The 13,155-nt window shown below is 63.4% G+C and carries 11 protein-coding genes; 8 read left to right on the forward strand and 3 right to left on the reverse strand.

What is annotated here, in order from left to right; genetic code table 11:
* Positions 1 to 162: 162 nt before the first annotated feature.
* Positions 163 to 612, reverse strand: a complete 450-nt coding sequence (gene cadR / locus ACZRN6_RS11160; protein ID WP_017476559.1) for a Cd(II)/Pb(II)-responsive transcriptional regulator — start codon at positions 610 to 612, stop codon at positions 163 to 165.
* An 85-nt stretch (positions 613 to 697) separates the two neighbouring features.
* Here cadR and ACZRN6_RS11165 point away from each other — a divergent pair, with 85 nt between their 5' ends.
* The 7 genes from ACZRN6_RS11165 (at position 698) to ACZRN6_RS11195 (ending at position 9,723) form a co-directional block, all read left to right on the forward strand.
* Positions 698 to 2,968 carry a heavy metal translocating P-type ATPase gene (locus tag ACZRN6_RS11165; protein ID WP_464007954.1) on the forward strand — a complete coding sequence of 757 codons (2,271 nt, stop codon included), beginning with the start codon at positions 698 to 700 and terminating at the stop codon, positions 2,966 to 2,968.
* Positions 2,969 to 2,984: 16 nt separating this feature from the next.
* On the forward strand, positions 2,985 to 3,848 hold the full coding sequence (locus tag ACZRN6_RS11170; RefSeq protein WP_322148168.1) for a LysR family transcriptional regulator: 864 nt from the start codon (positions 2,985 to 2,987) through the stop codon (positions 3,846 to 3,848).
* Positions 3,849 to 4,077: 229 nt separating this feature from the next.
* The gene (locus ACZRN6_RS11175) at positions 4,078 to 5,142 is read left to right on the forward strand and encodes a putative 2-aminoethylphosphonate ABC transporter ATP-binding protein (protein WP_464007955.1); all 1,065 of its coding nucleotides are present in this window, start codon (positions 4,078 to 4,080) and stop codon (positions 5,140 to 5,142) included.
* 1 nt (position 5,143) lies between these two features.
* Positions 5,144 to 6,868: a putative 2-aminoethylphosphonate ABC transporter permease subunit gene (locus ACZRN6_RS11180; RefSeq protein WP_464007956.1), complete on the forward strand. Its 1,725-nt coding sequence runs from the start codon at positions 5,144 to 5,146 to the stop codon at positions 6,866 to 6,868.
* Positions 6,869 to 6,891: 23 nt separating this feature from the next.
* Entirely contained in the window at positions 6,892 to 7,917 is a 1,026-nt protein-coding gene (locus ACZRN6_RS11185; RefSeq protein WP_322148165.1) for a putative 2-aminoethylphosphonate ABC transporter substrate-binding protein, read from the forward strand.
* Between the two features lie 127 nt (positions 7,918 to 8,044).
* Positions 8,045 to 9,169 (forward strand): TIGR03364 family FAD-dependent oxidoreductase, encoded by a 1,125-nt coding sequence (locus ACZRN6_RS11190; protein WP_464007957.1) that lies wholly within the window; start codon positions 8,045 to 8,047, stop codon positions 9,167 to 9,169.
* Positions 9,169 to 9,723, forward strand: coding sequence for a phosphonate degradation HD-domain oxygenase (locus tag ACZRN6_RS11195; protein ID WP_464007958.1), 555 nt, complete (start codon positions 9,169 to 9,171; stop codon positions 9,721 to 9,723). The genes ACZRN6_RS11190 and ACZRN6_RS11195 overlap by 1 nt, the downstream gene beginning before the upstream one ends.
* Here ACZRN6_RS11195 and ACZRN6_RS11200 read toward each other — a convergent pair.
* Together ACZRN6_RS11200 and ACZRN6_RS11205 are read right to left on the reverse strand one after the other, a co-directional pair.
* The gene (locus tag ACZRN6_RS11200; RefSeq protein ID WP_464007959.1) at positions 9,720 to 11,093 is read right to left on the reverse strand and encodes a DUF3482 domain-containing protein; all 1,374 of its coding nucleotides are present in this window, start codon (positions 11,091 to 11,093) and stop codon (positions 9,720 to 9,722) included. The two genes, ACZRN6_RS11195 and ACZRN6_RS11200, sit on opposite strands and share 4 nt — an antisense overlap.
* Complete coding sequence (locus ACZRN6_RS11205; RefSeq protein WP_464007960.1) at positions 11,086 to 12,465, reverse strand: DUF2868 domain-containing protein; 1,380 nt, start codon at positions 12,463 to 12,465, stop codon at positions 11,086 to 11,088. Before ACZRN6_RS11205 ends, ACZRN6_RS11200 begins: the two co-directional genes overlap by 8 nt.
* A gap of 90 nt (positions 12,466 to 12,555) precedes the next feature.
* On the opposite strand from ACZRN6_RS11205, the gene ACZRN6_RS11210 reads away from it, so the two are divergent.
* Positions 12,556 to 13,068, forward strand: a complete 513-nt coding sequence (locus ACZRN6_RS11210) for a dihydrofolate reductase (RefSeq protein WP_464007961.1) — start codon at positions 12,556 to 12,558, stop codon at positions 13,066 to 13,068.
* The last annotated feature ends 87 nt before the right edge of the window (positions 13,069 to 13,155 follow it).

The raw sequence follows: 13,155 nt of genomic DNA on the forward strand, positions 1-13,155 counted from the left end.
CTGCATCGCAGGCAAGCCAGCTCCCACAGTTAAAATGCATTCCCCTGTGGGAGCGGGCAGCGCAGTGTCTGCATCGCAGGCAAGCCAGCTCCCACAGTTGAAATGCATTCCCCTGTGGGAGCGGGCTTGCCCGCGATGGCGCCCGCTCAAGCGCCACACTTCTCAATGGCCATGGCTTCTGCCCACATGCGAGGGTTCAGCCTCGCTGGCCGCGACACTCCCGCTGACCTCCAGCCGCTGCAAAATCCCGCACTGATCCAGATCCGGCCCGCCGCCACAGCGTTGGCGCAGGTCGAGCAACTGTTCCTGTAACGCCAGCAACCCGTCGATCCGCGCTTTCACGTGGTGGATATGCTCGTCGATCAACGCATTCACGCTTTCGCACTGGTCCTGCGGGCTGTCCCGCAGGCCCAGCAGACTGCGAATCTCCTCAAGGGTCATGTCCAAACTGCGGCAGTTGCGGATAAACACCAGCCGTTCGGTGTGCGCCTGGGTGTACAACCGGTAATTACCATCACTGCGCGCAGGCGGCGGCAGCAAGCCTTCCTTCTCGTAGTAACGGATGGTTTCCACCTGGCAATCCGTCAATTTTGCCAATTCGCCGATCTTCATCGCAGCAATCTCCAAAAGGGTGCTTGACCCTATAGTGGCTACAGGGTCTTTACTTGGCAACAGGCACCTTTACGGACGCGACACAATGAGCGATTCCATCCATACCCCGCACAAGCACGACCATGATCATGACCACGCGCACGATCACGGCACCAAGCTCAAACCTGTGCAAAAGCACGACCATGGCAGCCATGGCGATTCCTGCTGTTCCAGCAAGGCCGCGCCTGCCTTGGTGAAGCTGACCGAAGCCCCGACGGCGGGCTCGCGGTTGAGCACCTTCCGCATCGAAGCCATGGACTGCCCCACCGAGCAGACGCTGATCCAGAACAAACTGGGCAAGCTCGCCGGCGTGCAGCAACTGGAATTCAACCTGATCAACCGCATCCTCGGCGTCACGCATGACTTGCCGAGCACCGCGCCGATCGTCGACGCCATCAAATCCCTCGGCATGCAGGCTGATCCCATTGAGGAAGGCGTAGCCCCGGCCGAGCCGCCTGCCAAGAAACACTGGTGGCCGCTGGCCGTGTCCGGCGTCGGCGCCTTGGGTGCCGAAGTGCTGCACTTCACCAACGCCGCGCCGACCTGGGTGATTGCCCTGGTCGCGCTGATCTCGATCTTCAGCGGCGGCCTTACCACTTACAAAAAGGGCTGGATCGCCCTTAAAAACCTCAACCTGAACATCAACGCCCTGATGAGCATCGCCGTGACCGGCGCGATCCTGATCGGCCAGTGGCCAGAAGCCGCAATGGTGATGTTCCTGTTTACCGTGGCCGAACTGATCGAAGCAAAGTCCCTTGACCGCGCTCGCAACGCCATCAGCGGCTTGATGCAGATGACCCCGGAGCAGGCCACGGTCCGTCAGGCTGACGGCAGTTGGGTTGAACAGGAGGTTAAAGTTATCGAACTGGGCGCCATCGTGCGGGTTCGTCCCGGCGAGCGCATTGGCCTGGACGGTGAAGTCACCTCGGGCCAGTCCACCCTCGACCAGGCGCCGATCACCGGAGAAAGCCTGCCGATTGAAAAGACCGTGGGCGACAAGGTCTTCGCCGGCACCATCAACCAGGCCGGCTCCCTGGAATACAAAGTCACCGCCGCCGCCAACAACTCGACCCTGGCGCGGATCATCCACGCCGTGGAACAGGCCCAAGGCGCCCGCGCCCCAACCCAGCGGTTTGTCGACACATTTGCCAAGGTCTACACCCCGGCGGTGTTCATCTTCGCCTTGGGTGTGGCGCTGATTCCGCCACTGTTCATGGCCGGCGCCTGGTTTGAATGGATCTACCGCGCGCTGGTATTGCTGGTCGTCGCCTGCCCGTGTGCGCTGGTGATTTCCACCCCGGTGACCATCGTCAGTGGCCTGGCTGCCGCGGCACGCAAAGGCATCCTGATCAAGGGCGGCGTGTACCTGGAGGGCGGTTACAAGCTCGACTACCTGGCCCTCGACAAGACCGGCACCATCACCCACGGTAAACCGGTGCAAACCGATTACCTGGCGTTGTTCCCGAACCTGGAAGACAGCGCGCCCGCGCTGGCTGCAAGCCTCGCCGGCCGCTCTGACCACCCGGTGTCTTTGGCTATCGCCAACGCCGCTGTGGATAAAAACCTCACCGTTCACCCTGTGGGTAACTTCGAAGCCCTGACCGGCCGCGGTGTGAAGGGCGAAATCAACGGCGAAACCTACTACTTGGGCAACCACCGCCTGGTGGAAGACCTGAACCTGTGCTCGCCGGCCCTTGAAGAAAAACTCTTCGCCCTGGAAAAACAAGGCAAGTCCGTGGTCCTGCTGCTGGACAAGTCCGGCCCGCTGGCGCTGTTCGCCGTGGCCGACACGGTCAAAGACACCAGCCGCGAAGCCATCCAGCAGTTGCATGACCTGGGCATCAAGACCCTGATGCTCACCGGCGACAACACCCACACCGCCAAGGCAATCGCCGATCAGGTCGGCATCGACCAGGCCCAGGGCGACCTGCTGCCCACTGACAAGCTGCAAGCCATCGAAGCGCTGTACGCCAAGGGCTACCGGGTCGGCATGGTCGGCGACGGCATCAACGACGCCCCGGCGCTGGCCCGTTCCGAGATCGGGTTTGCCATGGCCGCCGCCGGTACCGACACCGCCATCGAGACCGCCGACGTGGCCTTGATGGATGACGACCTGCGCAAGATTCCGGCATTCATTCGGCTGTCGCGGCAAACGTCGAGTATCCTCAAGCAGAACATCGCCCTGGCCCTGGTGATCAAGGCGATCTTCCTGGCGGTGACCTTCCTCGGAATGGCCACCATGTGGATGGCGGTGTTCGCCGACATGGGCGTGAGCCTGCTGGTGGTGTTCAATGGTCTGCGCCTGTTGCGCAAATAGTCGATGAGAGGGTGGTGTGCTGAGTGCCGAGCTGAAGGCGTTTTACATGGTCGCCCGCCTGGGCAGCATTACCCAGGCGGCGAAAAAGCTCGGCCTGAGCCAGCCCACGGTGACCACCCAGATTCGGCACCTGGAAAGCCAGTACTCGGTAGAGTTGTTCTACCGTGGCGGGCGTCGCCTGACTGTCAGCGACGAAGGCGCGCGGCTGTTGCCGATGGTCAAGGCATTGTTGCAGCAGGAAAGCGATATCGAGTTTTTCCTGCGCAACAGTGGCCAGGTACAAGGTGCGCTGAGGATTGCCGCGACGGCGCCGTATTACATCCTCGACCTGGTTAAAGCCTTCCGCGAGCGGCTGCCGCAGGTTGAGGTTTCGGTCGAGATCGGCAACTCCCTGCAGGTGCTGGAAGCGCTGGATGAATACCGCGTTGATGTCGCGGCCTCATCGCAGTTGCTTGAAGACCCACGGCTGATTCGCCGGGTACTGGGCATGGACCCGCTGGTGCTGGCGGTGCATCGCAATCATCCGCTGGCGGTGCTCGACCACGTACCGCTGACCGCGCTGGCCGGGCATACCTTGCTGATGCGCGAGCCGGGCTCCACCACCCGACGGCTGACCGAAGAGATGTTGCAGGGCGCCGGCGTGAGCTACGGGCCGCTGCTGGAGATCGGCAGCCGGGAATCGATCCGTGAGGCGGTGCTGCGCAATATCGGCATCAGCATCATTGCCCGCCAGGAAGTGCCCCATGACCCGCAGTTGCGCGTGCTGACCATCGAGAATGCGCCGCAGATTCCCGAGTATTTGTACTGCCTTAAAGAGCGAAAGGGCGCACGATTGCCGGCGGCTTTCCTGGGGTTGGCGCAGGAAATGTCGCCGATCTGAAGGCGCCATCACAGGCAAGCCAGCTCCCACAGTTGGAATGCATTTCTCTGGCCCAACTCGATCAACTGTGGGAGCCGGGCTTGCCCGCGATGGCGCCGGCCCAGGTAAAACCTTCCTCAAGCCCTACCCAAATCCACCAATACCACTATCGCCACGTTTTGCCTTTCTGCCACACGAGGGACGCATTGCCTCCCTAGGATGACCTTCATCAGTTTGATGAGGTGCCTCCATGAACACAGCCCTGACCAACCCCGGCGCGCCAATGAAGGTGCGCGGTGTGCAGAAACGCTTCGGCGCCTTCACCGCACTGGATAACGTGTCCCTGGACGTCGCCGCCGGCGAGCTGGTGTGCCTGCTGGGCCCGTCGGGCTGCGGCAAGACCACCTTGCTGCGCTGCATCGCCGGCCTGGAGCGCCAGGACAGTGGCGAGTTGTACCTCGGCGATCGCGACGTTTCCCTGCTGGCACCGCAGGCCCGGGACTACGGCATTCTGTTCCAGTCCTACGCGCTGTTCCCCAACCTCACCGTCGAAGCGAACATCGGCTACGGCCTCACCGGCAGCGGCCGCGATGAAGTGCGCAAGCGCGTCGGGCAGATGCTCGAACTGGTGGGCTTGGTGGGCAGCGAAAAAAAATACCCCGGTCAACTCTCCGGAGGCCAGCAACAGCGTGTAGCCCTGGCCCGCGCCCTGGCGCCGGCGCCGTCCTTGTTGCTGCTGGACGAACCCATGTCGGCCCTCGACGCCCGGGTGCGCGAGCACCTGTGCACCGAGCTGCGCCAACTGCAGCGCCGCTTGGGCATCACCACCCTGATGGTCACCCACAACCAGGACGAGGCCATGCTGATGGCCGATCGTATTGCCGTGATGAACAACGGCAAGGTCGAGCAGTACGCCACGCCCCAGGAAATCTACGACCGCCCGGCCACGCCGTTCGTGGCCGAGTTTGTCGGCCAGGGCAACTGGCTGCCATTCAGCCGCAACAGCGCGAGCCACGCCCAGGTCGGCGGCATGAACCTGCGCCTGTCGGAAAACGCCGGCGTTGCGACGTCGGGCCGCTTGTTCTGCCGTCCGGAAGCCATCAGCGTCAACCCGCCGGTGCATGAAGAAAACCTGTTCCCGGCCAAAGTTCGCGAGATCACCTTTCTCGGCAACCGCTGCCGCATGAGCTTCGAACTGGACCAACTGCCCGGCCACCCACTGCTCGCCGAGCTGGCCCCGGAAGCCATGCCGCGCCTTGGCGCACAGGACATATGGGTCGCGCTGCCCCCGCGCAGCCTGCAGGTGTTTGCCTGAGATGGCCCGCGATATGACGCTGCCGATACCCGATAACGTGGCTCGTCAGGTTTCCCGTGCCGAACGCGGCGACCGTATTTTTGTCGTCGGCGGCAAGCTGCTTTGGCTGTGCCTGCTGGGCATCGCGGTATTGATGCCGCTGCTGGCGATCTTCTGGCGCGGCTTCAGCAGTGAAGCCGGGCAGGGCGGCGGCCTGGTGGCAGCGCGGGAACTGGTCACCAGCGACAATTTCCATTGGTTGCTCGGTAACAGCCTGAAGGTTTCCCTCAGCGTGGCGGCCATCGTCGTACCGCTGGCTTACCTGTTTGCCTACGCCTTGCAACGCACCTTGATACCGGGCAAGGCGATCTGGCGCGGCATGTCGCTACTGCCGTTGATGGCGCCATCGATGCTGCCCGGGATTGCACTGGTCTACCTGTTCGGTAACCAGGGCCTGTTGCGCGGGCTGCTAGCGGACAACATCTATGGCTTCTGGGGCATTGTCCTCGGTGAAGTGATCTACACCTTTCCCCATGCCTTGATGATTCTGCTGTCAGCGCTTTCCCTGGCGGATGCACGACTGTTCGATGCCGCATCGAGCATGGGCGCCAGCCCGGCGCGGGCGTTTCGCAGCATCACCTGGCCGGCGACGCGCCAGGCCGTGTTTGCAGCGTTTTGCCTGGTGTTCACCCTGACCATCACCGACTTCGGTGTGCCCGTCGTCGTGGGTGGTGACTACCAGGTGCTGGCGCTGGAAGCCTACAAGGCCGTGGTCGGCCAGCAGCAATTTGGTCGCGGTGCCTTGATCGGCATGGTCCTGCTGCTGCCGGCACTGTTCAGTTTCGGGGTCGACGCCTGGTTGCGCCGTCGCCATGGCGACTCCATGAGCGGTCGCGCCCAGGTGTTCCAGCCGGCGCCGTCGAAGCTGCGGGATGGCTGCTACCTGGCCATCGTCCTGCTGATCTGCGCGAGCTTGCTGCTGGTGTTCGGCATGGCGGTCTACTCATCGCTGATAAAATTCTGGCCCTACAACCTGTCGCTGTCGCTGGCCCACTACCAGTTCGAAGACACGGCCGGCGGCGGTTGGCTGGCCTATCGCAACAGCATCACCATGGCCCTGTGCACCGCGTTGATCGGTAGCGTGTTGATCTTCACCGGCGCCTACCTGATGGAGAAAACCAAGGGCCAGAAGGGCCTGAACCTGGCGCTGCGGATGCTCAGTTTCGTGCCGATGGCGGTGCCGGGGTTGGTGTTGGGCCTGGGCTACGTGTTCTTTTTCAACCTCAACGGCAACCCGCTGCACGTGCTCTACGGCACCATGACGTTGCTGGTGGTATGCACCATTGCTCACTATTTGACCACCGCCCAAATGACCGCCACCACGGCCCTGCGCCAACTGGACGCCGAGTTCGAAGCCGCCGCGCTGTCGCTTAAGGCGCCGCTGTACCGCCATTACCTGCGGGTCACCGTGCCGATCTGCCTGCCGGCGTTGCTGGACATCGTGCGCTACCTGTTCGTGTCGGCGATGACCACCGTTTCCGCCGCGATCTTCCTCTACAGCCCCGACACCATCCTCGCCGCCGTCGCCGTACTGAACATGGACGACGCCGGCAACGTTGGCGGTGCGGCGGCCATGTCGACCCTGATTCTGTTCACCTCGGCGGGCGTGTCCTTGCTGCTGGCGTGGGCCTCACGCGGCTTGTTGCGTCGCTCCCAGGCCTGGCGCCAAACCGCGCCCGGCCAATAATTCACTCATAAAGGAACTGCACCATGTTCAAGCCCCTGGCGTTAGCCGCTGCTGTGCTCACTGCGTTCAGCCTGAATGCCTTTGCCGCCAAGACCGAGTTGACCGTGTACACGGCCCTCGAAGCGGAGCAATTGAAGACCTACAAACAGGCCTTCGAAAAGGTTAACCCGGACATCGAAATCAAATGGGTGCGCGACTCCACCGGCATCATCACTGCCAAGCTGCTGGCGGAAAAATCCCGCCCGCAGGCTGACGTGGTTTGGGGCCTGGCGGCTTCCAGCCTGGCGATCCTCGACCAGCAAGGCATGCTGCAAAACTACGCCCCGGCAGACTTGGGCAAGATCGGCGCGAACTACCGCGACGCCGCCAACCCTCCGGCCTGGGTCGGCATGGACGTATGGGCCGCAACCATCTGTTTCAACACCGTCGAAGCCGAAAAGCAGGGCCTGAGCAAGCCGGTGAGCTGGCAGGACCTGACCAAGCCTGAGTACAAGGGCAAGATCGTGATGCCCAACCCAGCCTCGTCCGGCACCGGCTTCCTTGACGTCAGCGCCTGGCTGCAGACCTTCGGCGAGAAGCAGGGCTGGCAGTACATGGACGACCTGCACCAGAACATCGGCCAGTACGTTCACTCCGGCTCCAAGCCCTGCAAGCTGGCGGCGTCGGGTGAATTCCCGATTGGCATTTCCTTCGAATACCCGGCCGTGCAGTTGAAGCGCCAGGGCGCACCGCTGGACATCATCCTGCCCAAAGAAGGCCTGGGCTGGGACATCGAAGCTACTGCTGTGATCAAGGGCACTGCCCACGCGGACGCGGCGCAGAAACTCGCGGACTTCTCCGCAAGCCCGGCGGCGATGGAGCTGTACAAGGACAACTTCGCGGTACTGGCCCAGCCGGGTATTGCCAAGCCGCAGACCGAATTGCCGGCGGATTACGAGCAGCGGTTGATCAAGAACGACTTCGCCTGGGCCTCGAAAAACCGCGACAGCATCCTGACCGAATGGCGCAAGCGCTATGACGGCAAGTCGGAGAAGGTTGCCGCTCAGTAAGCATTTCGTTTGGGCTGATGGCCTCATCGCGGGCAAGCCCGGCTCCCACATTTCTGGATTGTGAATATCTTCCAATGTGGGAGCTGGCTTGCCTGCGATAGCGGTCTCGAATTCAGGACATCACTTCATGACACAGCTACTGATCATCGGCGCCGGCATCCTCGGCCTGTCCCATGCCTACGCGGCCGCCAAGCGCGGCCTCAAGGTCAAGGTCTTCGAACGCAGCGCCACACCGCTGGGCGCCTCCGTGCGCAACTTTGGCCAGGCACTGGTCACCGGCCAGCCGCCCGGGCCGATGCTCGACCTGGCCCGTGAAAGCCGCGAAATCTGGGGCCAGTGGGCACAGCTCGCCGGCATCCAGCTCAAGCGCAACGGCTCCTACCTGTTCGCCCGTACCGAAGCCGAAGAACACTTGCTTGAGGCCTTCTGTGCCGGTCGTGCCAAGGCGCACGGTTATCGCGTTGAATTGCTCCAAGGCGCCGCCCTTCATGGCCTGTACGGCGGCCAGTTCGCCCACCACCGCGCCGCGCTTCACGGGCTGGACGATCAACAACTGTATTCCCGCGAGGCCATCCCGGCACTGATCAACTACCTGAGCCGCGAACTCAAGGTGGAGTTTCACTTCTCCACCCTGGTGCGCGATATCGAGCCCGGCCAGGTGCACACCACTGCCGGTTCCTTTCGCGGCGAGCAGATCATTGTCTGCTCCGGCCACGACTACCAGACGCTGCTCGCCGAGCAGATCGCCGAGCTCAATCCGCAAATCTGTCGCCTGCAAATGCTGCGCGCCCGGCCTGCGGTGGCGTTGAACCTGCAACACGCCCTGCTGACCGGTCTTAGTTGCGTGCACTACGGTGCCTTCGCTGACTTGCCGGAAGCCGCGCCGGTGCAGGCCGAAATCCTGCGGGACGTGCCGCACTTGCATGACAACGGCATCCATCTGCTGATCAGCCCGACGCCTTACGGTGAACTGATCATCGGCGATTCCCACCATTACGGCAGCGATCCATCACCGTTCAATGCCGAACAGGTGGACAACTGGATGATCGAGCTGGCCGAACACACCTTGGGTTGCAGGATCCAGGTCGTGGAGCGCTGGCAAGGTGTCTATGGTTCCCGTGGGCCGGGGCCGTTTTCATTCCTGCGGGCGGCACCGGGGGTGAGTGCGGCATTGATGCACACCGGTGTGGGCATGAGCGTCGGGCCGGCGATGGCCGAGCGCAATATCACAGAGCTATGGGGGAATGCGTGATGAACGCCGAACAGGCAATCGCCGAAGTCTTTGGCTTATACGAACAACACGGCACCGCCGATTACATCGGTGAGCCGGTGTCACAGATCGAGCACATGTCCCAGGCCGCGCAGTTGGCCATGGCCGAAGGCTTCGATGATGAGGTGGTGTTGGCAGCGTTCTTCCACGATATCGGGCATATCTGCGGCCAAGGTGGCGAGAACATGGGCGGTTACGGCGTGGTCAGCCATGAACGGCTGGGCGCCGATTATCTGCGCCGGGCGGGCTTCAGCGAGCGCATGGCCAAGCTGGTGGAATACCACGTGCAGGCCAAGCGTTACCTGACCTTCAGCCAGCCGGACTACTACGCACGCTTGAGCGAAGCCAGCCGCCGCACCCTGGGTTACCAGGGCGGCGTGATGACCGCCGAGGAAGCCCGGGCGTTTGAGCAGGACCCGTTGTGCGCCGTCAGCCTGCGGATGCGCCACTGGGACGAACAGGCCAAGGAAATGCACGTGCCGGTGCTGGACCTTGAAGTGCTGAAGTCCAAGGCCCGGCAACTGTTGGCGGTTTAGGTCTCGTCCAGGCGCTGGGCCAGGGCTTCGATCTGTTCCTGGCGTTCGGCCTGGCTGAGTTTGGGATGCAGGTTGAGGGACGACCATTGCGGATGGGCGCGCGCCTTGTTCAACGCTTCGGGCAGCTTGCCTTCGCGCCAGGTCTTGTCCTGGGGCGTGTCGACCTTGATGCTGTGGATCGCCGCATGCCCGCGCAGGTTCAGGGCCTTGAGCAGTTGCCGCTGGCGCAGGGCCAACAGGCGCAGCACGCTGTCGTCGACGGTGAGTTCGCGCTGGCCCTTGATCTTGCCCAGCAGGCGGCTGCCATAGCTGCGGGCGGTTTGCAGGGCGCCACCGGCGATGGCCCCAGCGAGGGCGGCGGCGCCGAGGGTGAGGCCGCCCACCAGTAGGTCCACACCTGCACCGGCTGCCGCGCCGGCCGCGATGCCGCCGCCGACCCGCACGCCCAGTTGCTTGAGGGTTTCGGGGTTGAACAGGTCGTCGCCCCAACGCCCGTCCAGCAGCGGCAAATCGCTGGCGGCGGCGTCTTGCGGGCGGAAGCCGAACAGTTTAAGCAGGGCCTCCACACACTTTTGTTCGCGCTGGCGCACGGCTTTGCGCAGTTCGCTGATGGCGTGTTGTTCCACGTCGGCTTCGCTGACTACACTGCGCCGGCAAGCGGCGCAGTCGATCAGCAATTCTGCGATCAAGCGTGCAGCACTTTGCTGGCGAGCCTGGCGCTGGGCCTCTTGGTCGAGGATCAGCCGCTCCAGTTGCCCACGGGAATTTTCCAGCAGCAGGGCGAGGCTTTCATACAGGCGGCGTTCGCCGTCTTCCGGCGGCGCCACACTGTCGAAACGCACCAGTGCGTGCAGGCCGAGGCGGGCCAGGGCTTCGCGCCAGTCCGGCTCGCGGTGGTCGGCGCTGCTGACAAAATTGAGCACCGGCAGCAACGGTTTGCCGCAACTGGCCAGTACTTGCAGCTCGTCGCGGTACTTGGCCAGCACCGGTTCCCGGGCGTCGATTACGTAGAGGCCAGCATCCGAGGCCAGCAGTTGGCGCAGCACCTTGGCTTCCTGTTCAAAACGCTGTCTGGCTTCACTGCCTTCCAGAAAACGCGCGAGCCGTGCCGGGCCGTCTAGGCGTTCGCCGGGGCGATCCAGGCGTTCGAGGTAGTCGAGCAGGGCGATGGCGTCTTCCAGGCCGGGCGTGTCGTACAGTTCCAGCAAGGCTTCGCCGTCCACCGACAAGCGCGCCCCTTCGACATGCCGCGTAGTGCTGGGCCGATGGGAGACTTCACCAAAGCCGACGTCTCGCGTGAGGGTACGCAGCAGCGAGGTCTTGCCGACGTTGGTGTGGCCGACCACGGCGAGTTTCAGGGGCTTAGTCATGACCGGTCTCCAGCCAAGTGAGCGGCGCACAATCGGCGAACGGGATCTCCAACTGTTGCAAGGCCGTGTGCCAATCACCCAGGCGTTCTGCGTCCAGGGCTTCGCCGGGCGGTGCTTGCAGCAGCCAGACGCGGGTGGCCGTGGCGCTGCGGGCCAGTTCGGCGATCAGCGCGAGGCTGCCGCGATCCGGCGAGCGGCGCGGGTCGCAGGCGATGGCCAGGCGTGCGGGCGGGAAGCGGCTAAGTTGCTCCAGCAGCTTGTTGCGCGATTCACGGCTGTCGAGGATGCCGGCGTCCTTGACGCTGGCCGCAAGCTTCGGCGGCCACGGGCGTTGGTCGTCGAGTTCGATGGCCACCAGCAGGGCGCCGTCGCTTTGCAGTTCACTGACGCCGCCGGTCACGTGGTGCAACTGTTCGGGCGCCGCATCGTTGACCCCAAGCCGTTCGCTGCTGGGCATCAGCCGTTCACGCAGTTGGCTGTAGCCGGGCAGGTTGAGGTCGAGGCTCAAGGCGGCGCGCCCGCGTTTCCAGCGCCACAGGCACAGCAGTGCAAGGACCAGCCGCGGCAGGATGCCGTACACCAGCAGCACGCCCACCAGCCAGGCGGCCCAGGCCTGGCGGGCGCTTTCGATATTCAGGGCGGCATCGCCGCTGGCGCGGATCATCTCGACAGTGGGCACGTTGAAGCCCAGTAAGGCGGGCAGGGCGCCGAGGGTTTGGGTGACGGCGACAAAGGTGTCGGCCTGCAAAATAGTGGTTTCCCAGACGAAGCCGTAGCGCCGAGTGGCCAACAGCGTCAGCAGGATCACCATGGCACTGAGCAGGGCCAGCAGCCACAGGCTGTTGACCAGCACACCCACAGCCCAGCGATTGAGTTTGCGCCGTTGCAGCAACAGCAGCAGGGCGGGCGCCAGTTGCGCGGCCTTGGCGTCGCGGGCGAGTTTTTCACTGAGCCACAGCCACAGGCGACCGAGACTGGCGCCGTGTTCACCGGCAAACAGCAGGCCCAGGGCCCAGCTCAACAACAGAATCAGGTTCAAGCCCAGCAGGCTGCCCAAGGCCCAGAACACATTGACTGGCACCAGCCCGTTGCCCAGCGCGGCAAACGCCAGGCCGGCGCCGCTGATAATGGCGACTACCGCCAACAGGATCAGCGCCAGGCGCGCGCCGTGCAGCCAGCGGGCCAGGGCGGCCGTCAGTCCGTCGCGCTCGGCCAGCCACAGCGCACGGTTTTGAATGCGCGTGGGCAAGTCGCCGCCGGTGCTGCGGGCCAGGCGATTGGCTTCCTGGTCTTCCAGGGCGCCCGCATGTTCCTCGCGCAGGCGCACGGTTTCGGTCAGCCAGAGTGTGTGCAGGGGATTCAGAGCAGTCACGCGTCGTCCTGTTGAGCCAGTGAGCCTGGAGCATAACCGCTGGGACGCCGGTTGGGGTATGCCGTGCGCGCCTCTGGTATTCTCGTCGCCATGAAAAAAACTCTCCCTTTAAGCCTGATTGCAGCCCTCGGTGAAAACCGTGTAATCGGCGTCGACAACAGCATGCCCTGGCACTTGCCGGGGGATTTCAAGTATTTCAAGGCCACCACCTTGGGCAAGCCGATCATCATGGGGCGCAAGACCTGGGATTCCCTGGGTCGACCGTTGCCGGGCCGGTTGAACATTGTGGTCAGCCGTCAGACCGACTTGGCGCTGGAAGGTGCGGAAGTTTTTCCGTCCCTGGACGCGGCAGTGCAGCGGGCTGAGGAATGGGCCAAGGCGCAGGGTGCGGACGAGCTGATGCTGATCGGCGGCGCGCAGTTGTATGCGCAGGGGCTGGAACAGGCGGATCGCCTGTATTTGACGCGGGTGGCGTTGAGCCCGAAAGGCGATGCGTGGTTTCCCGAGTTTGATTTGAGCCAGTGGAAGCTGGTGTCGAATCTCGAGAATGCGGCTGAGGGTGACAAGCCGGCGTATCACTTTGAGGTTTGGGAAAAAGCCTAAAAGCATCGCCGGCAAGCCGGCTCCTACAGTTAACCGGGTTGTTTTAAAGAACACGGTCCAAATGTAGGAGCCGGCTTGCCGGCGATA

The sequence above is a fragment of the Pseudomonas sp. A125 genome (genome assembly GCF_055409485.1).